This window comes from Xanthomonas sp. 3307, from assembly GCF_014199735.1.
In the GTDB taxonomy this organism is placed as follows: domain Bacteria; phylum Pseudomonadota; class Gammaproteobacteria; order Xanthomonadales; family Xanthomonadaceae; genus Xanthomonas_A; species Xanthomonas_A rydalmerensis.
Map to the genome: position 1 here is coordinate 822,682 of NZ_JACHOG010000002.1, position 24,832 is coordinate 847,513.

General features: G+C 65.3%; 19 protein-coding genes. 8 read left to right on the forward strand and 11 right to left on the reverse strand.

Going from position 1 to position 24,832, the window contains the following annotated elements; translation table 11 throughout:
* Positions 1-3: 3 nt before the first annotated feature.
* From GGR64_RS08500 to xanC, 3 genes are read right to left on the reverse strand one after another with little or no spacing between them, the layout of a single operon-like run.
* Positions 4-753, reverse strand: a complete 750-nt coding sequence (locus GGR64_RS08500; protein ID WP_184645262.1) for a lysophospholipid acyltransferase family protein — start codon at positions 751-753, stop codon at positions 4-6.
* A gap of 55 nt (positions 754-808) precedes the next feature.
* Positions 809-1,540, reverse strand: a complete 732-nt coding sequence (locus GGR64_RS08505) for a ketosynthase (protein WP_184645113.1) — start codon at positions 1,538-1,540, stop codon at positions 809-811.
* A complete protein-coding gene (gene xanC, locus GGR64_RS08510) occupies positions 1,515-1,784 on the reverse strand; it encodes a xanthomonadin biosynthesis acyl carrier protein XanC (protein ID WP_003470209.1) in 270 nt (89 codons plus the stop codon). The genes GGR64_RS08505 and xanC overlap by 26 nt, the downstream gene beginning before the upstream one ends.
* Positions 1,785-1,915: 131 nt before the next feature.
* On the opposite strand from xanC, the gene GGR64_RS08515 reads away from it, so the two are divergent.
* From GGR64_RS08515 to GGR64_RS08525, 3 genes are all read left to right on the forward strand, one after another.
* Complete coding sequence (locus GGR64_RS08515; RefSeq protein ID WP_184645114.1) at positions 1,916-3,277, forward strand: NAD(P)/FAD-dependent oxidoreductase; 1,362 nt, start codon at positions 1,916-1,918, stop codon at positions 3,275-3,277.
* Positions 3,274-4,290 (forward strand): pteridine-dependent deoxygenase, encoded by a 1,017-nt coding sequence (locus tag GGR64_RS08520; protein WP_184645116.1) that lies wholly within the window; start codon positions 3,274-3,276, stop codon positions 4,288-4,290. The genes GGR64_RS08515 and GGR64_RS08520 overlap by 4 nt, the downstream gene beginning before the upstream one ends.
* 197 nt (positions 4,291-4,487) lie before the next feature.
* On the forward strand, positions 4,488-5,024 hold the full coding sequence (locus GGR64_RS08525; protein WP_184645118.1) for an AAA family ATPase: 537 nt from the start codon (positions 4,488-4,490) through the stop codon (positions 5,022-5,024).
* A 119-nt stretch (positions 5,025-5,143) separates the two neighbouring features.
* Here GGR64_RS08525 and GGR64_RS08530 read toward each other — a convergent pair whose 3' ends face one another.
* The 7 genes from GGR64_RS08530 to GGR64_RS08560 all read right to left on the reverse strand — a co-directional run bounded on the left by GGR64_RS08530 (position 5,144) and on the right by GGR64_RS08560 (position 14,082).
* Positions 5,144-6,508 carry an AMP-binding protein gene (locus GGR64_RS08530; protein ID WP_184645120.1) on the reverse strand — a complete coding sequence of 455 codons (1,365 nt, stop codon included), beginning with the start codon at positions 6,506-6,508 and terminating at the stop codon, positions 5,144-5,146.
* 106 nt (positions 6,509-6,614) lie between these two features.
* Positions 6,615-7,631 (reverse strand): cytochrome d ubiquinol oxidase subunit II, encoded by a 1,017-nt coding sequence (gene cydB, locus GGR64_RS08535; RefSeq protein ID WP_184645122.1) that lies wholly within the window; start codon positions 7,629-7,631, stop codon positions 6,615-6,617.
* On the reverse strand, positions 7,631-9,031 hold the full coding sequence (locus GGR64_RS08540) for a cytochrome ubiquinol oxidase subunit I (RefSeq protein WP_184645124.1): 1,401 nt from the start codon (positions 9,029-9,031) through the stop codon (positions 7,631-7,633). Before GGR64_RS08540 ends, cydB begins: the two co-directional genes overlap by 1 nt.
* A 678-nt stretch (positions 9,032-9,709) precedes the next feature.
* Positions 9,710-10,618, reverse strand: coding sequence for an RHS repeat-associated core domain-containing protein (locus GGR64_RS08545; RefSeq protein WP_184645126.1), 909 nt, complete (start codon positions 10,616-10,618; stop codon positions 9,710-9,712).
* A gap of 144 nt (positions 10,619-10,762) precedes the next feature.
* Positions 10,763-11,107 (reverse strand): hypothetical protein, encoded by a 345-nt coding sequence (locus GGR64_RS08550; RefSeq protein ID WP_184645128.1) that lies wholly within the window; start codon positions 11,105-11,107, stop codon positions 10,763-10,765.
* 30 nt (positions 11,108-11,137) lie between these two features.
* Complete coding sequence (locus GGR64_RS08555) at positions 11,138-11,482, reverse strand: hypothetical protein (RefSeq protein WP_184645130.1); 345 nt, start codon at positions 11,480-11,482, stop codon at positions 11,138-11,140.
* A 95-nt stretch (positions 11,483-11,577) separates the two neighbouring features.
* Positions 11,578-14,082, reverse strand: coding sequence for an RHS repeat protein (locus tag GGR64_RS08560; RefSeq protein WP_184645132.1), 2,505 nt, complete (start codon positions 14,080-14,082; stop codon positions 11,578-11,580).
* A 386-nt stretch (positions 14,083-14,468) separates the two neighbouring features.
* Between GGR64_RS08560 and GGR64_RS08565 the strand changes: the two genes are divergently transcribed.
* From GGR64_RS08565 to GGR64_RS08585, 5 genes are all read left to right on the forward strand, one after another.
* Positions 14,469-16,193: a wall associated protein gene (locus GGR64_RS08565; protein WP_184645134.1), complete on the forward strand. Its 1,725-nt coding sequence runs from the start codon at positions 14,469-14,471 to the stop codon at positions 16,191-16,193.
* A gap of 403 nt (positions 16,194-16,596) precedes the next feature.
* Entirely contained in the window at positions 16,597-18,981 is a 2,385-nt protein-coding gene (locus GGR64_RS08570) for a S9 family peptidase (RefSeq protein ID WP_184645136.1), read from the forward strand.
* Between the two features lie 528 nt (positions 18,982-19,509).
* Positions 19,510-20,070: a hypothetical protein gene (locus tag GGR64_RS08575; protein ID WP_184645138.1), complete on the forward strand. Its 561-nt coding sequence runs from the start codon at positions 19,510-19,512 to the stop codon at positions 20,068-20,070.
* 75 nt (positions 20,071-20,145) lie between these two features.
* Positions 20,146-21,045, forward strand: a complete 900-nt coding sequence (hemF, locus tag GGR64_RS08580) for an oxygen-dependent coproporphyrinogen oxidase (RefSeq protein ID WP_160969479.1) — start codon at positions 20,146-20,148, stop codon at positions 21,043-21,045.
* Positions 21,042-21,308 (forward strand): DUF2164 domain-containing protein, encoded by a 267-nt coding sequence (locus GGR64_RS08585; RefSeq protein ID WP_160969481.1) that lies wholly within the window; start codon positions 21,042-21,044, stop codon positions 21,306-21,308. Before hemF ends, GGR64_RS08585 begins: the two co-directional genes overlap by 4 nt.
* Positions 21,309-21,828: 520 nt before the next feature.
* Here GGR64_RS08585 and polA read toward each other — a convergent pair.
* Positions 21,829-24,600 carry a DNA polymerase I gene (gene polA, locus GGR64_RS08590; RefSeq protein ID WP_184645140.1) on the reverse strand — a complete coding sequence of 924 codons (2,772 nt, stop codon included), beginning with the start codon at positions 24,598-24,600 and terminating at the stop codon, positions 21,829-21,831.
* Between the last annotated feature and the right edge of the window lie 232 nt (positions 24,601-24,832).

A 24,832-nucleotide genomic window follows, 5' to 3' on the forward strand; every position in this document is an offset into this window, starting at 1 on the left:
GACTCATATCCTGGGTTCGAGCATCGCACGGACGGCCTGGTGCGCGCGCTGGGTCAATTCCTGGCGGTTCAGCGGGCCATCCTCGCCGTTCACCCGGATCGGCACGCCGATCCGCACCCGGATGACGCCGGGCCGGACCCGGAACAGGCTGGTCGGCGGCAGCACCTTGCCCGCCCCATCCAGCGCCACCGGCACCACATCCACCCCCGCGTCGATCGCGGCCTGCAGCAGCCCGGCCTTGAAGTCGGCCAGTGCGCCGCTGCGGCTGCGGGTGCCTTCCGGGAACAGGCACAGGTCCTGGCCGCGGCGCAGCAGCGCCGCCGCCTCGCGCCGCATCATCGCCCCGGCGCGGCGGCTGTCGCGGTCCAGGAAGAGCATGCCGGTCGCACGCGCATACCAGTTCACGAACGGCACCTTCAGCATCTCGTCCTTGAGCAGGAAGCGCAGCGGCACCGGCAGCGCCATGAACAGCGCGCAGATGTCGATGATCGACTGGTGGTTGCTGACGAACAGGTGGTTGCGCGACCAGTCCACCCGCTCCTGGCCCTCCACCTGCAGCCGCGCCCCGGCGCCGAACAGCAGCACCGGCGCCCAGAAGCGCGCGCCCATGCGCAACGGCAGGCGCGGCCCGGTCAGCCATAGCAGGACCAGCGCGACGACGATGCCCAGCGCGGTGAACGCCAGGGTGAATACCAGCTGCAGGGTGTTCCACACGGCCCAGGCCATGCGCGAGGGCATCCCTGCCTGCGGCAACTTGGTGTTTTCCTTGATGATCTGCACGACCCTTGCATCCCCTGCACTTCGCGCGTCAGCGCAATAGATCGCGCCAAAAAACCGGCCCCAGCCGCGCCAGCTGGTGCAGGAAGTCGGGCAGATTACGGTAGGGACGCTGCGGAAACCAGCGCCCGCGCATCAGGTACTCGCCGACGAAGAAGCCGCCGATGACCCCGTAGCCCAGCAGGTTGGCGAACAGCGAGGCGCGCGCATCGCTGATCGGCAGCGGCGCGGCCAGGCCCAACTGCGCCAGCACCCCGCTGGGCTGGGCGCACAGCGCCAGCAGCAGGTTGAGCAGGGTCAGCCCCACCAGCAGCAGGGTCCAGGCCAAGGTCAGGCGGCGGGTGTAGCGCAACTGCTCCGGGGTGATCGGCATGCCGGCCTGCCGGTACAGGGCCTCGACGATGCGGGTGATCAGCGGCGTGCGCCCGCGCTGCAGGCTGCGCCCGAAGAACCAGGCCACCCAGGCGGTGAACAGCACCGGCGGCGCGGCCAGCAGCAGCAGGGCGTGCGGCGAGCGCCACAGCGGCACCAGCGCCGCCGTCGCGGCGATGGCCAACGCCCAGGCCCAGGGCCGCCAGCGCGCCATCGGCTCCACCAGCACCATCAGCACCAGCGCCGCCCCGGCCAGCACCGCCAGATCCGGGCGGTGCACGGCGTTGGCCCAGTGCGCCAGCGGCGAGTAGGCCAGCGCCAGCAGCACGCCCAGGGCCAGCGCCCAGGGCGCGGCGTCGGCCGGCTCAGCTGGTCTTGTTGGCTTCGACATGCGCCGACAGCGCGCGCAGCGAGGCGAAGATGCGGCGGTTCTCGTCGTTGTCCGAGCGCAGTTGGAAGCCGTAGCGCTTGCTGATCGCCAGCGCCAGTTCCAGAGCGTCGATCGAGTCCAGCCCCAGGCCGGTATTGAACAGCGGCGCCTCCGGATCGATGTCGCCGGGCTGGACGTCTTCCAGGTTCAGGCTCTCGACCAGCAGCTCGGCCAGTTCACGTTCGGCGGCGGTTTGCGAAGACATCCAGGGGCTTCCAGGCGAAAGGACGGGTGCGACAAGATGGTGCATCGGGCGCTGCGGCGCAACCATCGGCCCGCGAACAGCACGCTATCATGCCGTTTCGCCCCGCCGTTGCGCCCGCAGGTTCCCTCAGGATGACGTCCCCCGCTGTTGCTTCCCTTCTCCCCACCGCAAGCGCCGCCGCGGCAGACACGCCCGACGTGCTTGTGATCGGCGGGGGGCCGGCCGGCTGCGCGGCGGCGATCGTCCTGGCGCAACGCGGCTGGCGGGTGACGGTGCTGGAAAAGGACCACCACCCGCGCTTCCACATCGGCGAATCGCTGCTGCCGATGAACATGCCGATCCTGCAGCGGCTGGGCGTGCTCGAGCAGGTGCGGGCGATCGGCGTGCTCAAGCTCGGCGCCGACTTCCCCAACGATGCCGGCGGCTACAACACCTTCCGTTTCGCCCACGCGCTGGGCGCGCAGTCCGACTTCGCGCTGCAGGTGCCGCGCGCCGACTTCGACCGCGTGCTGTTCGCGCATGCGCGCGCAGTCGGCGCCGACGTGCACGAGGGCGTCCGGGTCGAGGCAGTGCAGCTGGACGGCGAGACGCCGACGGTGCAGGCGCGCAGCGCCGATGGCGTGCGCCACTACCGGCCGCGCTACCTGATCGACGCCAGCGGCCGCGACACCTTCCTCGGCAACAAGCTCAAGCTCAAGCGGTCCAACCCGCGGCACCAGTCGGCGGCGCTGTTCAGCCATTTCCGCGGCGTGGCGCGGCGCCCGGGCGAGGACGCCGGCAACATCAGCATCTACCGCCACGCGCATGGCTGGATGTGGCTGATCCCGCTGCCCGACGATGTGATGAGCGTCGGCGCGGTGTGCGACCCGGAGTACATGAAGACCCGCCAGGGCTGCGACAGCGAGGCGTTCCTGCTGCGCACCCTGGCGCTGAATCCGGACGTGGTGGAGCGCATGGCCGGCGCGCAGCGCGTGGCGCCGGTGCACGCCACCGGCAACTACGCCTACGAATGCACGCGCATGAGCGGGCCGCGCTGGCTGATGCTCGGCGACGCCTACGCCTTCGTCGACCCGATGTTCTCTTCCGGCGTGTACCTGGCCATGCACAGCGCCGAGCGCGGCGCGGCCATGGTCGACGCGGTGCTGCGCGAGCCGGCCAGCGAGGCGCGGCTGCAGCGGCGCCTGGAACGGCACCTGCGCGGCGGCCTGGACGAGTTCAAGTGGTTCATCTACCGCTTCACCTCGCCGACCATGCGCGAGCTGTTCGCACAGCCGCGCAACGTGCTGCAGGTGGAACAGGCCGTGGTGGCGATGCTCGCCGGCGACGTCTTCGACAACCGCGCGGTGCTGCGCCGCCTGCGCGTGTTCCGCGCCATCTATGCGCTGTCCGCGGTGGCGATGCTGCCACGGGCATGGCGCGCCTGGCGCCACCGCCGCCGCCAGGCCCGCGAACAGTTCCACGGCGACACCTTGCACGGAGACACCACCCCATGAGCCGCCCGCACCTGCAGTTTCCGCACCACACGCAGGGCCATCCGCAGTTGCAGGTGGACTACATCGCCGAGACCGACCCGAGCCCGTTGCTGGGCGAGGACCGGGTGCTGGCGGTGTTCGGCTTCGGCGAGACTGCGCCCTATCACGACGACCCACGCTACCTGCGCGTGCCGTTGCAGCCGCACGGTCAGCGCATGCTCGAGGTATGGCGTACCGACGCCCCGGTGCACAGCGGCCGCGACGGCGACATCGCCTGGGCCAGCGACGGCCGCCTGCAGTTCGGCGTCATCGAGATCGACGAACGCCAGGTCGACCTGGACATCGAGGAAGCCGCCGCGCTCGCCTACGCGCAGATCACTGCCTTCGTGTCCGGCAGCGCCACCCCGCGCCTGCTGCGCATCTGGAACTACCTCGACGCGATCACCCTGGGCAGCGGCGACCGCGAGCGCTACCGGCGCTTCTGCGTCGGCCGCGCGCGCGGGCTGGGCGATTTCGACGCCACCCAGCTGCCCGCGGCGACCGCGGTCGGCCGTTGCGACGACGCGCGGGTGATGCAGATCTACTGGCTGGCCGCCGCGCAGGCCGGCACCCCGCTGGAGAACCCGCGTCAGGTCAGCGCCTACCGCTACCCGCGCCAGTACGGCCCGCAACCGCCCAGCTTCGCCCGCGCCATGCTGCCGCCGGCCGGCAGCGACATGCCGCTGCTGCTGTCCGGCACCGCCAGCGTGGTCGGCCACGCCTCCATGCACCAGGGCCAGTTGCTGGCGCAGCTGGAGGAAACCTTCGCCAACTTCGACGCCCTGCTAGCGGCCGCGCGCGAACACGCCCCGGACCTGCCGCCGCAGTTCGGCGACGGCACCCGCCTCAAGGTCTACGTGCGCGAGCCCGCAGACCTGCCGCTGGTCGCCGCCGCCCTCGATACCCGCTTCGGCGGCCGCGTCCCGCGCCTGCTGCTGCACGCGGTGATCTGCCGCGACGAACTGGCGGTGGAGATCGACGGGGTGCATGGCTGAGCACCTGCGTAACTGAACGCACCAGCTCGCCATCGCCGCGACGGCGGTGCGGTTCGTTCGAGCAGGCGTCGAGCGATGCAGGACGGCAGGCCACCACGGCTGCCCCGGTTCGCCGCTTGCAGACACGCTTGCCGATTCCCAAGTCGCGTCGCCCGGTGATCGGTGGCGCCCGTTCCAGACCTTCGCACTGGCCTGCCATGTCCGACAGTCCCCGCAAGATCGTGATCGTGTCCGGCGCGCCCGGCGCAGGGAAAACCACCTTGGCGGTGCCGCTCGCCACACGGCTCGGATTTCCGTTGTTCTGCAAGGATGTCATCAAGGAAACCCTGACCGACGCCCTCGGCGACAGCGGCGGCGATCTCGCCGCATCGCGCCGGATTGGCGGCGCGGCGATGGAACTGCTCTGGTCGCTGGCACGCCACGCGCCGCACGCCGTGCTGGAAGCCAATTTCCGGCCCCGCAGCGCGTACGAACGCGGCAAACTGGCCAGCCTCGACGCCGTCATCGTCGAAGTGCACTGCGACTGCGGCCCCGACGAAACCGCCCGACGTTTTCGGGAACGCGCGGCGGCCAGCGCGCATCACGCTGCGCACCCGTTGAAAGAACTGACGCCGGACATGCTTGCCGAGTACGCCGGACCGGTGGGACTTGGAGCCGTCGTCACGGTGGATACGCGCGTGCCGGTGGACGTGGAGCGCCTCGTCGCCGAGGTGTCGAAACGCTTGTCCGAGTGACGCGCGCCGTCGCTTCGAACGCGAACGACGCCGGGAACACACAGGCGCAATCATGCGCAGCCCTGACGCGTCGATCACCGGCCGGGCCTGGTGAGCGGTGCAACCTGCCAGGCCGCGACTCAGCCGTCGCGGTCCCCAGCCAACAGCGCCAGCATGCGATCGCGCGGCAGCTTGCCGGTCTCGTTGCGCGGCAGGGCGTCGAGCAGGCGCAGGCGCCGCGGCAGGAACACCGGATCCAGCTCGCGGCGCAGGGCGGCGAGGATGGCGGCCTCGTCCAGGGTCGGCGCCACCACCACGGCCGCGATGCGGCCAACGCTCTGACCGGGTTCCGGTTCCAGCTGCAGCATCGCGCCGTCGACCACGCCCGGCAGGGCCAGCAGGCGCCGGGTGAGGTCGGCCAGCGAGGCGCGCTTGCCGGCGATCTCCAGCAGGTCGGCCTGGCGCCCGCGCACCTGGAAGCGGCCGTCGGCGTCCACTTCCATCAGGTCGGCCAGCAGCACCGGCTGCGGCAGATGGGGCGCGTGCACCAGGGTGCCGTCCGGCTGCGGCGCCACGCGCACGCCGGGCAGCGGCGTCCACGGCAGGTCGCAGGCGGTGCGGCGGCTGGCGAACACGCAGGTCTCGGTGGAGCCGAACATCTCGCGCACCTGCCCGCCGAAGCGCGCCTCGGCGGCGGCGGCCAGCTCCTGCGCCAGCGGCGCGGTGGCCGAGACGATGCCGGCCAGCGGCGGCAGGGCGACGCCGGATTCGACCAGCGCGCGCAGATGCACCGGCGTGGTCACCAGCAGCCGCGGCGCCGGCAGTTGCGCCAGCGCCCGTGCCACGTCCTCGGGAAAGAACGGGCGCCCGGCGTGCACCGCCAGCGGCGTCACCAGCGGCAGCAGGATCGACAGCTCCATGCCGTACATGTGCTGCGGCGGCACCGTCGCCACCACCTGCGGCACTGCGGTGTCCGGCCACAGCCCGACCAGCGCCAGCAGGTCCTGGCGGGTGCTGGTGAGGAAGCTGCCCCAGGTCTTGGGATTGGGCTTGGGCGCGCCGGTGCTGCCGGAGGTGAAGCCGATCGCGACCAGCGCATCGTCGGCCAGCTGCGGCATCGGCCCGTCCAGCGACGGCAGCGTGTCCGGCAACTGCCAGTAGCGCGGCGGCGGCTCGGCCAGCGCCAGGTCGCCCAGGCAATAGCAGTCGGCATGGGTGCGCTGCACCTCGGCCACCACCGCCGGTGCGCGCGAGGACGGCAGCAGCGAGGTCTGCCCGCGCAGCGCCACCGCGCAGAACGCGACCATGAAACGGTAGCGGTCCTCGCACAGGTTCAGCGCATGCCGGCCGGCCGGCAGCACCGCGGCCAGGCCGCGCACGTGGCCGAGGAAGGTGGCCAGGTCGATGTGCTCGCCGTTGGCGAAGGCCAGCGGACGGTGCATGTCGCCGACGGCGAGCGGATGCAGCAGGGGCGCGGCGGGAATCTCGGAGGAAACGGCGGACATGCGGGGCGGCGGCTCGGCGGGCGATGACCCGCACGGCGCGGGAAGCCCGTAGCTTGGCCGCCACCGCCGCCGCTGGCAAGCCGGCTGGCCGCCGCGGCGGCCGCCGTCAGTGGTGGTAGCCGGTGTCGGCGGTGATCTTGCCGCGGAACACCCGGTACGACCACGCGGTGTAGCCCAGGATCACCGGCAGCAGCACCGCCAGCCCGACCAGCACGAAACCCTGCGAGGACGGCGGCGAGGCCGCTTCCCAGATGGTCAGCCCGGGCGGCACGATGTTCGGCCAGATGCCCAATACCAGGCCGAAGAAGCCGAGCACGAAGAAGCACAGGGTCAACACGAACGGGCGCGCATCGCGACCCTGCGCCATCGCCGCGCGCCACAGCGCCACCGCGTTGACCAGCACCAGCAGCGGCACCGGCGACAACCACCAGAAGTTCCCGTCGTGGAACCAGCGCGCCATGATCCGCGAGTCCAGGAACGGCAGCCAGGCGCTGACCAGGCCCATGAACACCACCACCACCAGCACCAGCGGCCGGGTCAGGGTACGGGCGATGTGCTGCATCGCGCCTTCGGTCTTGAGGATCAGCCAGCTGCCGCCGAGCAGCGCGTAGCCGAACACCACCGCCGCGCCGGTGAGCATCGAGAACGGGCTGAACCAGCCCAGCACCCCGCCCAGGTACTTGCCGTCCTGCAGCGGCATGCCTTCCACCAGCGCGCCCAGGATCACGCCCTGCCAGAACGCCGCGCACAGCGAGCCCAGCGCGAACGCCCAACCCCATAAATATTTGGAAGTGCGCGCCTTGAAGCGGAACTCGAAAGCCACGCCGCGGAACACCAGTGCGATCAGCATCATCAGCACCGGCAGGTACAGCGCCGACAGCACCACCGCATAGGCCTTCGGGAACGCCGCCAGCAGGCCGGCACCACCCAGCACCAGCCAGGTCTCGTTGCCGTCCCAGATCGGCGCGGCGGTGTTCATCATCAGGTCGAGCTGGTCCTCGTCCTCGGCGAACGGCGCCAGGATGCCCAGGCCGAGCACGAAGCCGTCCAGCAGCACGTACATCAGCACGCCGAAGCCAATCACGCCGAACCAGATCACCGGCAATACGGTCGCCATGTCCATCAGCGGGTCTCCTCGATGTCGTCGTCGGCCGCCGACAGCGGCCGCGCCGGGGTCTTGTCGCCCTCCTGCATCCGCGGCGCCGGCTCGTGCGGCAGCGGCCCGTGGCGCAGCATGCGCAGGATGTACCAACTGCCGAAACCGAACACCAGCGCATAGGCGAGCACGTACACGCTCAGCGAGATCCACACCATCGCCGGGCTGACCGGGCTGACCGCGTCGCGGGTATGCAGCAGGCCGTAGATCACGTACGGCTGGCGCCCGATCTCGGTGACGAACCAGCCGGCGACCAGCGCCACGAACCCGGCTGGCAGCATTGCGTTCCAGGCCAGGTGCAGGGCGCGCCGGCGCAGCAGCGTGCCGCGCCACCAGAAGAACAGCGACACCAGCGCCAGCAGCAGCATCGCCATGCCCAGCCCGACCATCACCCGGAACGCGTAGAACACCGGCTTCACCGGCGGCCGCTCGTCCGCCGGCACCGCGGTCAGCGGGGTGATCTCGCCATCCAGCGTATGGGTCAGGATCACGCTGCCCAGGCGCGGGATGGTCACCTCGTAATCGTTGCGCTCCGCCGTCTCGTTGGGGACCGCGAACACCACCAGCGGCACGCCCTGCCCCGGCGCCTCGCCGTGCCAGTGCCCTTCCATCGCCGCCACCTTGATCGGCTGGTGCTCGAGCGTGTTCAGGCCATGCGCATCGCCAGCGGCGATCTGCAGCGGCAGCGCGATCGCGGCGAAGGCCACCGCCAGCTTGAGCATGCGTCCGGCCGCGTCCAGGTGCTCGCCACGGCGCAGGTACCAGCCGCTGACACCGCCGATCACGAAGCAGGTGGTGATGAACGCGGCTAGCACCATGTGCGTGAGCCGGTACGGGAACGACGGGTTGAAGATCACCTCGCGCCAATTGGCCGGGTAGAACACGCCCTCGACCACGGCGTAGCCGGCCGGCGTCTGCAGCCAGCTGTTGGCCGACAGGATCCAGAACGTGGAGATCAGCGTGCCGATCGCGACCAGGCAGGTGGCCAGGAAGTGCAGCTTCTCCGGCACCTTGTGCCAGCCGAACAGCATCACTCCGAGGAACGAAGCCTCAAGGAAGAACGCGGTCAGCACCTCGTAGCTCAGCAGTGGGCCGAGGATGTTGCCGGCACGTTCGCTGAGCACCGCCCAGTTGGTGCCGAACTGGAAGCTCATCACGATGCCGCTGACCACGCCCATGCCGAAGGACACGGCGAAGATCTTCAGCCAGAAGAAGTACAGGTCGCGCCACACCGTGTCGCGGGTGCGCAGCCAGCGCCACTCAAGGAACGCCAGCCAGCTCGACAGGCCGATGGTGAAGGCCGGGAACAGCACGTGGAAACTGATGACGAATCCGAACTGGATGCGCGACAGCAGCAGGGCGTCCATGGGTAGCGCCTGAGGCAGCGGAAACGATGCCTATTGTTGGTGCGCCGCGGCGAAATGGGATGTGACGGTTTGTCGCAGCGGCGGGCGGTCAGGGCAGTGCCGAGATTCACGCTACATCGTGACCTAGGGGCCAGAGTGGATGCGTCGAGTGCATAAGCGAGGTCGCTGCCAAGCATAGCCGGCACCGAAACTAAAACTTGAACAGGTAAAGCGTTATCCAAGCAAGACAGCGCGCCGTCAATGAAGTGTTCGGCTCGCCATTCGGCACCGATTGCCGACCGCAGCCGCCAAGCATGAAAGAAGACAAGTCCGCTAATGTCGATTCTGTTCGTTTCTATGTATGGCAAGTGTGATAAAGCCGCGCTGCTTACGGGCATCAAATAACCCTATACTTCAACTACTTAGCAGCGATTACCATAAATATCTTTATTTTTCCAAACTCTACAATAGTCTTTGCCTTGTCAAATCCCTGCATTGACCGATTCTGGTTAATTATGCAACTTCTAATCATCCAATAGATCTGGATGTAGTGGAATGGATGGATGAACCCGCGAAACCAAGCAGTACCTGTGCGCAAACAACTCTTGCGACTCCATATCGAACATAAGATCAAGCCTTATAGCCTTGGCTTCTGCCAGCCAAATTCCGCAAAAGCAACACAAGACCTCTCGTTCGGGGTTATTCCCAGCCATAACGTTTCGCCAATCTATTGAGGGATTTCTCAGAAATGTTCTTGAACGTTGTGATTACACCGCGTTCTCCGCTAACGACAACGCTTGAACGGCCAGCCTCGTTAGTCACAATTCGGACTGCCGCACCATCTGCCTGAGTCATAGTGCGCCCCGTCTGCATAACAACTCGCACTTCCTGGGCCGACAGAACTCCTCCTCGAGTAGCGGCCTGTCCAGCAAGCCGCTCTGCACCATGTGCAGTCGTCTGAAGAACCTGCTGTGCGGCTTTACGTTCACCAAAGCCGAACAGAGCTTTGACTGTTGCCATAAAACCGCTACCAGCCGCCACTTCCGGTGCTGCCAGAGTTGCGAACCCAATCGGAGCAGCGATAAGCGCACCAACTCCACGTGCATCCCTTCGATCAGCAGCTTCTTGCTGAGTCATGCGCCCCGACATTAAGTCCAAGTCGTCACGCATCATTTGACATGTTGCAATACTCTCGCAACGTCCATCTGGATCGGTAAAACGATAAGGGTTATTCAGCGCGTACTTGTACCGATTGAAGTTTGCGCCCGTTTTGCCATTTGCCTCAACCGGATCAACGCTCAAGAACCTGCCAACGCCTGGGTCATAATAGCGCTGCTGCATGTATGCGACTCCAGTCGAAGTATCCATGACATGCCCGGTATAACCAGGGCCATCCATGATCGGATGATTCAACAAACTTCCATACGGCTCATACTCGCTACGCTCGACAACATTGCGATCCTTATCCATCATCAACACGGGAGATCCCAGGCCGTCAGTATGAACATAGCGAACAGTCTGCGCTGAAGCGCTGAAGGCAACGAGCAATGGCAGGGCGACTACAGCCATAACACTCAGTGCCGCACGAATCCCTTGGAAATTTGACATCACTCGTCCTGCGGGTTGGAACTATAGATGTGCGATGTAGAGTCGACTTTTCTCATGGAAGTCGGATCGACAACGCTTCCTCTAGCAACATTGCGGTGCAGCATACCCAACGAAATCTACGGTGCAGACTCCGCCAAAGTAGGCTTACTTCAAATAGACCTCAACGAGATCGCAGCCACTAGTCTGTACATCAATCTTACGCTTGTTCACCAATGCCGTCATCAAGACGGCCAGCAAGGCCTTGCCACCCGGCTGATCATCTTGAAAATGCAGGACGGGGTTTCCGGTAGCCTTGCATTCCGCTGGCGTGTCTGACAGCCAGACAAAATGGTCGGCGTGGGCTTGGTATGTGCCCAATTGCACGACATCGAGGTTCTGCATCGATTCGTTTGCCGATGCTTGCCAACTTAGCAAAGCGAGCATCAATAGCAAGCCTCTTTCATATTTCATATTTCTTTTCTTCCCGAAATTGGAATCGATCTTTGCCATACACCGAGGCTTGACCACCCTCGTAACTCCTTACTTCTTCAGCCGTATGGAAATAACTTTGGTGCGATTGCCGAAAAGGCATACACCCGAGTCGACCAGAAGTTCGACATCCGTATTGCTGGTGTAAGCAGCCAGCGCCAACGCCGTCAGCTCTTTGTAAGCTAGATGATTCTTGTCAATCGCGAAGTCATTCAGGGGAGCGGAACATCCAGATGGGCCATCGATTGAGGTATGGATCGCCATCCCTTCGCCATCCCAACCATTCTCGACATAAGTAATTTTCCCCGTCCAGACCACCTGCATGGCAGCGTGCGCCTCGTAAGAAAAACATGATGCTGCGATTGCCAACAGCAGCCCCATCATCTTCAAGTTCATTTCATCCCCTTTTTTAATCCGTTGTTCGTCGTTTTTAATGTCTACGGCCCTTCAGGCCGCAACAGCAAAGAGCTTCAACCGTCACCCGGCTGGACTTAGCCGTTCAACAGCAGCTGATACAGCAACGGCACGATATCCACCGTAGGCCGCTGGTCATGGGTCACGTTCGAAGCCGTGGTGCAGTTGCCGTCCGCCGTGCATGCCGTCACCCGATACGAGTAGGTGCCCGCCGGCCTGGCCAGTGAGGTCCAGTTGCCCTGGCTGCCGTCATACACCGCGGTCCAGGTGACGCCATCCACGCTCTCTTCGACCACGTAGCGGGTCGCGCCGGAGACCGGGTTCCAGCTCACGTAGTCCTTGACGGAAGCGAGCTGGCCCAGCGGCCAGTCGGCTTCGGCAACCAGGCTGCCGCCCAACAGGATGTAGTCGGTGGACTTTGACTGACGCTGGTTCTTCTGGAAACGCAGTGCCCCGGACTGGTCGTACAGCGAGCCGATGTTGCCGGCGCTCTGCAGCGCCAGCGTGCGGCGGCCGTTGCCGTCGTAGCGGTAGGTCTCCTTGCCGGTCGCTTGGCGCAAACGGTTGCCGTAGTCGAACACGAAGGCCTGGCCGTTCTTGTTGCTGAGGTTACCTTGCGGGTCGTAGCTCATGCCGATGACCGTGCTGCCGCCGCAACCACTGGTTTTGACGTTGGTGAGCTGCCAATTGACGTCATAGCAGTAATAGTGATCCCGCCCCGGCGCGACGACGTGGCTCAGATTGTCGAGGACGTCGTAGCTGTAGGTCGCGACGCTGAACATCGGGGACTCAGCCTTAACCAAGCGATCCAGACCGTCGTAGGTCATGCTGCGATTGCCGCGACCCCCCCGCCCGGTGGCGCCGTCGCTGATGCTGGCCACGTTGCCATTGACGTCATACTTATAGCTATCGCTGAGGAACGCGACGCCGTTATAGGCATCCTGGCTGGTCTCGGGCAGCTGGCGCGCGTTTTGCGTCAGGGTATGGACAATACCGTTGCCGTAGGTGAACTGCTTGATCGCGCCATTCGGGTAGTAGCTCACGCCGGTGGCGTAGCCACCAGCCTGGGTGGGCTGGCCCAGGGCATTGGGCGCGTAGTCCACCGTCTGCCCCGACGGATAGCGATGCACCGCCAGATGACCATTGGCGTTATAGCCATAGCCCATTGCCCAGGTTTCGCCATCGGCCTGGCCCTGGCTTTCAGCGATCAGCAGGCGACGCTTGTTGTAGGCGTAGCTGTTGTAGGTGGCAATCCCGTTGTTAAGCGTGGTGATCTGCTTGACCGCGCCATCGGGCCAATAGCTCCAGGACTGGTTGCCATTGCCGTCCGGGAAGCTCAGCGCCTTGATCCGGTTGCGCACGTCGTAGCTACGATCGACCCGACGGCCGGAGGCGAAGGCTGAATCCGCATCGCACGACGTGCTACTGGGCAGCGAGAGGCCAGACGCACTCCATACCAGGTTGCCAGCAGCGTCGTAGCCGTTGGCGGTGGCGCCGGTTTCCGGTTCCACCGTTTTGCACAGCTGCTGATAGCCATCGTAGACATAGCTGCGGGTCACCGACACGGTGCCATTGGCGTCGCGGCGGCGGATGGACAAGGGCTTGCCGAAGATGTCGCGGTTGATGTCGGTGTAAGCGCCTTCCGGATGCTGGATCCAGATCGGTGCGCTGTAATCGGGCTTGTCGAAGACCTGGTAGCCAGTTACCGTCTGGTTGCCACGCGGATCGGTGACACGTGTCTGATTGCCCTGCAGATACTCCGTCAGCGTTGTGAGCAACTGCTGTTCCGAATCCTGCGACACCGACACGATGCGCCCCAATGTGTCGTAGGTCGTCCATTTACCGGTGCTCAGGTTATCCGTCACTCCGACGTAGGAAGCGAAGATCTGCCTGCCATCCTGGTCGTAAGCGAAGCGTTGGAACCGCTGTGTCGCGCCTGCACCGGCATCGTATTCGAGCGTGACGATCGGTCGCCAGAGCGCATCGAAGTAGGTCTCCTTGCGCGCATTGCCTGTCGACACGGTTTGCTTCCAGTGGCCGGGAGCAAGGCCGTACTCCGTTGCATTGACTTGTGAGAACGACAATGCGGTGGCGTTCCATGCCACATTGTCGCCAGAAGGGTAAGCGATGTTCGTCAGCCGCCCGACCGCATCGTAGTCGTAGGTCGTGACGTTCCCGAGCTGATCGGCCACCGACCGAATCCAGCCATTGTCGTCGACCGAGGCCGAAAGCCTCGTCCCATCGGCAAAGGCGATAGTTTGTGGCACGCCACGCTTCCAGCCGGACATTGCGGTGACATTGCCGTTTCCGTCTTTCAACGACGCCAATGTGCCATCTGCGTTGTAGCTCGATGTACTGAGCAATTTGCCAAAGCGATATTCTTGGACTAGCAAAGACGATGCCGGATCATAGATGTACTTTACCTCCACGATGGAGGTTTGGACATCGGTGACATCGGCAACTTGGCCCAATACCCACGACGATAGATTGTCGTAGTACGTCGTTTTTTCCTGCTTGCTCGCGGCGCATGCAAATCCGCATGCCCCAACAGTCAGCACGATAAAAGTAGAAATTACTCGCATATACCCCCCCTAAGTTCCACAATAATCTACAACCCACCAACGGGCGTATAAATCATCGCGTCAACAATCATGGTGACAGCGGTATATCACCTCACGCACAGAAAATTCCCCTCAGCGCCTTGAGCAGCATACCCCTTTGCCGTCGACATGCCTAGTGCGGCCCCTCCACTTTAGGCGCTTGCCGATCAACGATGAGAAGCCGGGGCCAATCGCGTCATTACCATTGATCGCTAAAGTAACGCCCCTCCATCAGCACTCCAATGCCATGCTATGCTTATAAAGCATTTGGGGCCAATCAAAAAGCTTGCAGGCAATGGCGCTTGCAAGTTGACACTGGAATTTATTGCTTAAGGGGGTCATGCGTGAGAACTAGGATAGCTTTTTCGGTGACGTTTATTGCGAGCTTTGCAGCTTCTGCGCAAAATTTCCCGAAAGTTCAAGATGAGTATTCAAAGGCTTTAACTGCCCGCTCTGATGTAACGAGGCTCGATCCTGATGAAATGTTTGGTGACAGCATTGGTCTATACACGGGATCACTGGAGTTCCTTCAGACTGATGCGATTTTACCCGGCAATAATGTGTTAGATGTCGCGATCAGAAGGAAGTTGAAAATGGGCGAACGACCGCTAGCCGATAATTTTTATCGCGGCTGGCAGTTGGCCATTCCTAGTATTCACGGAGTTTTTTCTGAGGCACGCGGCTGGTCAACTAGCAAAGGAAATGATCCAAGCAAACGGTGCTCAAATTTTTGGTGGCCTGCTGCCGAAGTCGTTAAAGCTACTAGTGGCATAGCATCAACAAAAGTATTTTTGCCTGAGGAGTTCTGGTTCGGAACATTTCTATACCTCCCATCTTCCGGGGATCAACCTATATTCAACTCCTATAACTACGATGGAACTGATTTCGGATGGCCGAGGCCTACAGATGGCGCAAACTATCCACTCCGCACCAAAGACGGCTATGTAATTAGCTGTATACCCTCAGAAGACGGCACCAGTGAAGGGTTTGAAGTGCATACCACAGATGGCGTTGTTTATCGCATTAATCATATGGCTATCCGACCCATGGTTCCATTGCTAAAATCCGAATATTGGGTCACTCAAGGATCGCAGCAACTCGTGCAATGGGTCATGAGGAGGCAAGAGTATGCTCTTTTAGTTACCAGCGCACGAGACCGGTTCGGCAATACCGTCACATACGATTGGGATTCTTCAAATCCGTGGCAATTAAACAGCATTCGTGCAAGCGACGGACGACGACTGGACCTTAGCTGGTCTGGCGGCCAGGTTACTGAAGTGCGCAGTGGCGACAAAGTATGGAGCTATTCGGAAAACAGGATCATTTATCCTGACAAATCGTATTGGGATTTCACGAGCGTGGACCTCAGTGCAGCATCTTATGATGAAGGCAGTGTCCCGGGCAATCATTCGCATTGCTATTATCCGGGTGATCCAACCACCAAGAAAATGCATGCAGTGATGCGACATCCTAGCGGCGCTATTGCGACGTTTGATGCAGCGCCAACGCTGCACGGACGTTCGCAGACTCCCGACAGTTGCGGCACAAAATATGATCCTAATACCAACTTTTGGGACAACTCCTCTGAAGCCTATCCAGCGACTTATTATCTTTGGTCAGTAACATCAAAAAGCATTTCAGGCCCTGGCCTTTCTGCACCGTTGACCTGGACTTACGGTTATAGCCCCGCCAACGGATGCTATAAAAGTCCCAACCAGATGGGGACTAATACCTGCACAAACAGTTCGCCCACCACCAAATGGGTGGACGTCACTGACCCCAGCGGCGTTGTGACGCGCTACACATTTGGAAACCAGTATTCAGTTAACGAAGGATTTCTTCTCAATACAGTGCAACCAGGAAGAGAGGTTACCCAGGAGTATAGCCACGCTAATGAAGAGGGATTTCTAGGTTGGGCGGGCATTTTGGCGATGCCATCTCGGAGTAACCCAGGTGGACTGATGGGCCTTATTTCGCCCATTAAGAAGAAGGTAATAATACAGGACGGCGAAAGGTTCGAGTGGACTGTTACTGCGTACGATAAGATGGCGCGACCGCTGTCTGTTACGAAGAGCAGTACGCCTCAGCAGTAGCTTTTATGAACCTTTTCATCAGACAATAATTTCCCGGCAATGCCTATTCTTTGATCAGGACACTCAAGCGGGACCCGTTCTCCAAGTAACCCGAAACTTCAACTAAAGATCCATCCGTGCGCTTCGCGCACGGATGGATTGAATTCCCATGAATGTCAGGCGCGACTACCCACCCTGCAAGCCGATTTGTGCTTTGCTTGTCGCGAAAATTTTCATTTCAGGAACAATTGAACGATTACAAAAGTCTAGTCCAAGAAGAATGGTCATGACGAAAAGCATGCTCTTTTGGTATCAAAATCGCTGGGCACCAAAAGATGCAAGACCCCGCCCATGACCAACGGCGCAATCGCCGCCGCCCTGGCGGCTGCTACGCTTGCGGTTTGCCGTTCGCCCGGAATTCCAGATGCGTCGTCTCGCCCTGAGCGCTGTTGCGTTGCTGTCCCTGTCCTGCCTGCCGCCGCTGGCCGCGGCCCAGGATGCCCCCGCCCCGCTGACCATCGAGCAGGCCATGGCCGATCCGGACTGGATCGGGCCGCCGGTCGAGGACGCCTGGTGGGCCTGGGACGGGCACCAGGTGCAGTACCAGCTCAAGCGCACCGGCAGCCCGGTGCGCGACACCTACCGCCAGGGCGTCGACGGCGGCGCCGCGCAGCGGGTCGAGGACGCCCAGCGCAGCGCCCTGGACGCGGCCAATCCGGTCTACGACGCACGCCGCCAGCGCATGCTGTTCGTGCGCAACGGCGACGTGTTCCTGCGCGACCTGCGCAGTGGCGCGCTGACCCAGCTGACCCGCAGCAATCAGGCCGCCGCGCGGCCGCAGTTCACCACCGATGGCGGCGCGCTGTGGCGGGTCGGCAACGACTGGTACCGCTGGAGCCCCGGCGGCGGCGTGCAGCAGGCCGCGGTGCTGAAGGCCGAGCGCGATCCCGACGCTGCGCCCAAGCCCGACGTGCTGCGCGACCAGCAGCTGCGCACCCTGGAAACCCTGACCCGCGATCGCGCGCAGCGCGAACTGCTGCGCCAGCAGGAGCAGGCCTGGCGCCGCGCCGACAGCAGCCGCGCGCCGGCGCCGGTGTACCTGGGCGACGACGTGGTGGTCGACGACAGCGCGCTGTCGCCGGACGGCCGCCACCTGCTGGTGGTGACCCACGCCAAGGGCGCCGAGGAAGGCCGCGACAGCAAGATGCCGCGCTACGTGACCGAATCCGGCTACGCCGAGTTCCAGGAAGCGCGCACCCTGGTCGGCCGCAACTCGCCGGTGGCACAGACCCTGTGGCTGGTCGATGCGGTGGCCGGCAGCGCGCGCAAGCTCGACCTGTCGGTGCTGCCCGGCATCGGCACCGATCCGCTGGCGGCGCTGCGCAAGGCGGCCAAGCAGGAGCCGCTGCAGGGCCCGCGCGCGGTGCGCGTGGAAACCGACGGCGACGGCAGCGGCGCCTCGATGCACTGGAGCGAGGACGGCCGCAACGTCGCCGTGCTGCTGCGCGCGGTGGACAACAAGGACCGCTGGATCGCCAGCGTCGACCTGGACAAGGCGGTGCTGCAGCCGCGCCACCGCCTGACCGATCCGGCCTGGATCAACTGGAGCTTCAACGATTTCGGCTGGATGCCGGACAACCAGACGCTGTGGCTGCTGTCCGAGCAGTCAGGGTATTCGCACCTGTACACCCAGCGCGGCAACGAGAAGCCGCGCCAGCGCACCTCCGGCAAGTGGGAAGTGTCCGCGCCGGTGGTCAGCGCCGACGGCCAGGGCTTCCTGTTTCTGTGCAACCGCAAGTGGCCGGGCGACTACGAGGTGTGCAAGCTCGATCTGCGCAACGACAGCGTCGCCGAGCTGACCTCGCTGGACGGCGTGGAAGACTTCGCGCTGTCGCCGGACGGCCAGCAGCTGCTGGTGCACTACTCCGGCCCCTACCTGCCGCCGCAACTGGCGGTGCTGCCGGCCGCCGGCGGCAACGCGCGCGTGCTCACCGACACCCGCAGCGCCGCGTTCAAGGCACGCCAGTGGGTGCAGCCGCAGTTCGTGCAGGTGCCGTCCAAGCACGGCGCCGGCACCGTCTGGGGCAAGTACTACGGTCCGGCGCAGCCGGAGCCGGGCAAGCGCTATCCGGTGGTGATGTTCGTGCACGGCGCCGGCTACCTGCAGAACGTGTCGTCGCGCTACACCCCGTACTTCCGTGAGCAGATGTTCCACAACCTGCTGGTGCAGAAGGGCTACATCGTGCTGGACCTGGACTACCGCGCCAGCGCCGGCTACGGCCGCGACTGGCGCACCGCGATCTACCGCGACATGGGCCATCCGGAGCTGGAGGACTACCTGGACGGCCTGGACTGGCTGGTCGACAGCAAGCAGGGCGACCGCGGCCGCGCCGGCATCTACGGCGGCTCCTACGGCGGCTTCATGACCTACATGGCGCTGTTCCGCAGCCCCGGCACGTTCAAGGCCGGCGCCGCACTGCGCCCGGTGGCCGACTGGAGCCAGTACAACCACGAATACACCTCCAACATCCTCAACACCCCGGACCTGGACCCGGAGGCCTACCGCACCTCCTCGCCGATCGAGTACGCCAGCGGGCTGCGCGACCACCTGCTGATCGCCCACGGCATGGTCGACGACAACGTGTTCTTCAAGGACTCGGTGGACATGACCCAGAAGCTGATCGAGCTGCACAAGGACAACTGGGAGATCGCGCCGTACCCGCTGGAGAAGCACGGCTTCACCCGCGCCGATTCCTGGCTGGACGAGTACAAGCGCATCCTCAAGCTGTTCGAGCGCGAGCTGCGCTGAGCCGGCCGCACGCCGAGGCGCCTGCCGTCGACGTGCGGCAGGCGCTGTCCCGCGGGGCGCCTGCGGGACAGCGCCGACCACCGGTGTCCGTCACGCATCGCGCCGTTCCGTAGGGTCAACTGCCATGCAGCCGCGACGCGCGACGTGGTGAGCCTTCCGATGGCGCAATGCGTCGGGACTGAAGTCCCTCCCACAGTGCACCCGGCGGACTCGCCGCACGCCCCTGTGGGCGCGACTTCAGTCGCGACGAGGCCTTCCCGGTAAGGCCCGTCGCGGCTGAAGCCGCTGCTACGCGAGCGCTCGCAGCCAGGCCGTCCGCACGCGGACGGCATCGGCACGACCTTCGCGTCGCCCCGCTCCTGGCGACCACCGCATCGGCCGTGCCCTGACCAGAGGCCGCGCACCGGCACAGGCGTGCCCCCCCCCCTCGCGCACCACCCGGCTTGCGCCCTGGTCCGTCGTCCCTATCCTTGCCGGACGGCCGCCGGCGCGATGGCACCAGCGCCGCCCCTCCCCGAAGGACCGCCGATGCCGCCCCCGCCGCTGCCCCTGACCGCCGCCCGCAACCAGACCATCGATGCGATGGCCAAGCTCTCGCTGCTGCTGGGGGTGCTGTCGCTGTTGTATTCGCTGGGCCAGGCGCTGCTGCTGATGGCGCTGCCAAACGGGGCGATCGAGGGCGTGCTGCGCGAGGCCGGCCTGCCGTTGCCGCCGCTGCTGCAATGGTGCGTGGCCCATGCGCTGGCGCTGTCCTGGCTGTCGGCGCTGCTTTCCGCGGGCCTGTCTGCGGCGTCGTGGGCGCTGCTGCAGCGGCGCGACTGGGCGCGGCGGGCCTTCATCGTGTTCCTGGTGGTCACCGCCGCAGCCAACTTCGCGGTGCTGCCGCTGCTGTGGCAACTGCTCGACCTGCTGCAGGCCTGGGCGCCGCAGCACGCCTTCGACCCGCAACAGCTCCAGCACGACCTGGCCCTGAGCCGCATCACCCTCATGGTCAGCGGCGCGCTGACCGCCCTGGTCTTCGCCGGCCTGCACGGCTGGCTGGTCTACCAGTTGTGCCGCCCCGCGATCCGCGCCGAGTTCCACCGCTGACGCACGCCGACCGGGCTGCGCGGTCCGCGCAGCCCGGCGCTGACGCCTGACACAGGCAGCTTCTAGAATGGCGGCATGCATACCTTCGACCGTGTCCGCGACTATCTCACTGACCTGCAAGACCGCATCTGCGCGGCGGTCGAGGCCGCCGACGGCCAGGCCCGTTTCGCCGAAGACCTGTGGCAGCGCGCGGAGGGCGGCGGCGGCCGCACCCGCATCCTGCGCGATGGCGCGCTGTTCGAGCAGGCCGGCATCGGCTTCTCCGACGTCGCCGGCACCCGCCTGCCGCCCTCGGCCAGCGCCAACCGCCCGGAACTGGCCGGCGCCTCCTGGCGCGCGGTCGGGGTGTCGCTGGTGTTCCACCCGCTCAGCCCGTACATCCCCACCACCCACGCCAACGTGCGCTACTTCGAAGCGCAGCGCGACGGCGCCACAGTGGCCTGGTGGTTCGGCGGCGGCTTCGACCTGACCCCGTACTACCCGTTCGACGAGGACGCCCGCCACTGGCACCAGACCGCGCACGACCTGTGCGCGCCGTTCGGCGAAGACCGCTATCCGGCGCACAAGCGCTGGTGCGACGAGTACTTCTTCCTCAAGCACCGCAACGAGACCCGCGGCGTCGGCGGCCTGTTCTTCGACGACCTGCATGCCGATTTCGAGCGCGACTTCGCCTACCAGCGCGCGGTCGGCGACGGCTTCCTCGACGCCTACCTGCCGATCGTCGAACGCCGCCGCGGCCTGCCCTGGGGCGAGCGCGAGCGCGAGTTCCAGCTGTACCGGCGCGGCCGCTACGTCGAATTCAACCTGGTCTACGACCGCGGCACCCTGTTCGGCCTGCAGAGCGGCGGCCGCAGCGAGAGCATCCTGATGAGCCTGCCGCCGCGGGTGCGCTGGGAATACGGCTTCCAGCCCGAACCGGGCAGCGCCGAGGCGCGCCTGGCCGAGTACCTGGTGCCGCGCGACTGGCTGGCATGAGCACGCCAGCGCGCACTGCCGTTTTGGGCCGCGAGGACAAGCGCGCCATCGCCGAACAACTGCAGGCCTACCTGCGCACCGAGCTGCAGCAGCAGGTCGGCGCGTTCGAGGCCGAATTCCTGCTCGACTTCGTCGCCGAGCGCATCGGCGCGCATTACTACAACCGCGGCCTGCACGATGCCCGCGCGCTGCTGGCCACGCAGCTGGATACCCTGGACGACGCGCTCTACCAGTTGCAACAGCCCACCGACGCGCGCCGCTGAGCACGGCAGCGCACGCCGCCGGCGCGGCGTCAATAAAACTGCGGGCATAAAAAAGCCCCGCGGACCAGGGGGAGGTCGGCGGGGCCAGGGAACGGAGACTTGGGGAGGAGTCGCCGTTCCTGGATCTGCTCCAGGGGATGGGAGGAGATCCGCGACAGGTATTGCGCCTGTCGAGGGATATAAGAACATTTCCCACCTTGCTCGTTCGTGAAGATTTAAGTTAAAAATTTGTCAGATTAAGGACGGATTCATTCCCAAAACTTCGCCCGAAATACACCGCGTCAAAATTCCGTTCAAACGCTGCAGTGCCGGGTGTTTCAGGGTGTGACGCCAGTTGGCATTTCAGGGCTTTCAGCGCGCGATCGGGTCAAAAAAACAACGCGAATGGGAAAGCGAAAATCACTGGCGGGATAATCCGTCCGAAAACCGGATTCCATTCGCAGCGGGCGACGCGCACGCTGTCTACGCAACACACCGCAACACCAGGCCGGGCCCTGGAGCATGTCCAGGACCCGGGCGGTCAATGCGCCTCGTCCCAGTTGTCGCCCACGCCGCTGTCCACCACCAGCGGGACCTTCAGCTCCGCCGCGGCGGACATCCGCCCCGTCACTTCCGGCAGCAAGGTGTCGACGAAGTCGGCATCGGCTTCGAACACCAGTTCGTCGTGCACCTGCAGGATCATCAGCGCGCGGTCGCGGTGGTCCTGCAGCCAGGCGTCCACGCCGACCATGGCGCGCTTGATGATGTCGGCGGCGGTACCCTGCATCGGCGCGTTGATCGCAGCGCGCTCGGCACCGGCGCGCAGGCCTTGCTGGCGGGCGTTGATGTCGTTCAGGTACAGGCGGCGGCCGAACAGGGTCTCCACGTAGCCCTGAGTGCGGGCCTGCTCGCGCATGCGCTCCATGAAGTCGCGCACACCCGGGTAGCGGCTGAAGTACAGCGCCACGTAGTCCTGCGCCTCGCCGCGGCCGATGCCCAGGTTGCGGGCCAGGCCGAACGCGCTCATGCCGTACATCAGGCCGAAGTTGATCGCCTTGGCGGCGCGGCGCTCGTTGCCGGTGACCTCTTCGAGCTTGCGCCCGAACACCTCGGCGGCGGTGGCGCGATGCACGTCCACGCCGCTGCCGAAGGCGCGCAGCAGGCCCGGATCCTCGGACAGGTGGGCCATGATCCGCAGCTCGATCTGCGAATAGTCGCAGGCGATCAGCTTGCGCCCGGGCGGGGCGACGAAGGCGCGGCGGATGCGGCGGCCGTCGTCGGTGCGGATCGGGATGTTCTGCAGGTTGGGATCGGAGGAGGACAGCCGGCCGGTGGCGGCGCCCGCCTGGTGGTAGCTGGTGTGCACGCGGCCGGTGTCGGGATTGAGCATCTCCGGCAGCTTGTCGGTGTAGGTGCTGCGCAGCTTGGCCAGGCCGCGGTACTCCAGGATCACCCGCGGCAGCTCGTGCTGGTCGGCGATCGCCTCCAGCGCCTCCTCGTTGGTGCTGGGCTGGCCCTTGGGGGTCTTCAACACCGCCGGCAGCTTCAGTTCGTCGAACAGCACCGCCTGCAGCTGCTTGGGCGAATCCATGTTGAAGCTGCGCCCGGCCAGCGCGGTGGCCTTCTGCTGCGCGGCCAGCATGCGCTGGCTCAGGTCCTGGCTCTGCTTGCGCAGCTCGGCGATGTCCACGCACACGCCGTTGGCCTCGACCCGCGCCAGCACCGGCACCAGCGGCATCTCGATGTCGCGGTAGACCTGCGCCAGCGCCGGCTCGGCGTCCAGCTGCGCCGACAGGGTGCGGTGCAGGCGCAGGGTGATGTCGGCGTCCTCGGCGGCGTAGCGGGTGGCATCGTCGATGGCCACCTGCGAGAAGGCGATCTGCTTGGCCCCCTTGCCGGCCACGTCCTCGTACTTGACCGTGTCGTAGCCCAGGTAGCGCCTGGCCAGCGAGTCCATGTCGTGGCGGCTGGCGGTGGAGTTGAGCACGAAGCTCTCCAGCATGGTGTCGTCGGCATAGCCGCGCACCTCCACGCCGTGGCGGCGCAGCACGTGCAGGTCGTACTTGCCGTGCTGGCCGACCTTGGCCTTGGCCGGGTCTTCCAGCAGCGGCTTGAGCAGCGCCAGCGCCAGCGCGCGGTCCAGTTGCACCGGCGCACCGGGATAGTCGTGGCCCAGCGGCAGGTAGTCGGCGCGGCCCGGCTCGGTGGCGAAGCTGAGGCCGACCAGGTTGGCGCGCATCGCGTCCAGCGCGTCGGTCTCGGTGTCGAAGGCGAAGCCGTCGGCGGCGCGCAGGCGCACCAGCAGTTCCTCGAACTGCTCGGGAGTGGTCACCGCGGTGTAGTCGCCCTTGGCGGCCAATGCCGGGTCCAGCGCCGTATCGGCGGCAGGCGCCGCGGCCCGGGCATAGCCGGCGGCGGTGCCGCGCAGGCTGGGCGTGGCCTCGCTGGCGGCTTCCGGCGCGGCCACGCCGCCATCCAGGTCGCGCAACGCCTGGGTGAAGCCGTAACGCTGGTACAGGCCGCGCAACTGCTCGGGCTCCTGTTCGCGCAGGCCCAGGGTGCGCGGCCCGCCGGCCAGCGCCACGTCGGTCTTGATGGTGACCAGTTCGCGGTTCAGCGGCAGGCGCTCCAGCGCCGCGCGCAGGTTCTCGCCGATCTTGCCCTTGATGCTGTCGGCGTGGGCGATCACCCCGTCCAGCGAGCCGTATTCGGCCAGCCACTTGGCGGCGGTCTTGGGGCCGCACTTCTCCACCCCGGGCACGTTGTCGATGGCATCGCCCATCAGTGCCAGCAGGTCGACGATCTGGTGCGGCCAGACCCCGAACTTCTCCATCACCGCCGCGTCCGAATCCATGCGGCTGCCGCTCATGGTGTTGACCAGTTGCACGCCCGGGCGCACCAGCTGGGCGAAATCCTTGTCGCCGGTGGAGATGGTGACGTCCAGGCCGTCGCCGGCGCCCTGCAGGGCCAACGTGCCGATCACGTCGTCGGCCTCGACCCCGTCCTGGCGCAGGATGGTGATGCCCAGCGCATGCACGATCTGGCACATCGGCTCGACCTGCGCGCGCAGTTCGTCGGGCATCGGCGGCCGGTTGGCCTTGTACAGCGGGTACAGGTCGTCGCGGAAGGTCTTGCCCGGCGCATCGACCACGAAGGCCACGTACTCGGGGCGCTCCTTGAGGGTGGCGCGCAACATGTTGACCACGCCGAACAGCGCGCCGGTGGGCTCGCCGGCGGCATTGGTCAGCGGCGGAAGCGCGTGGAACGCGCGATACAGGTAACTGGACCCGTCGATCAGGACTAATCGGCTCATCGGCCAATTCTACGCTGTGGCGTGTAGCCCCTCTCCCACCGGGAGAGGGGTTGGGGTGAGGGTCCGGCGCGAAGCGACGCGCTGACTTGGTCCACGCGGCTGCGCCCGTACCCTCATCGGCCCCTTCGGGGCACCTTCTCCCAATGGGGAGAAGGGAGAGCCAAAGCCCCTCTCCCACCGGGAGAGGGGTTGGGGTGAGGGTCCGGCGCGAAGCGACGCGCTGACCTGGTCC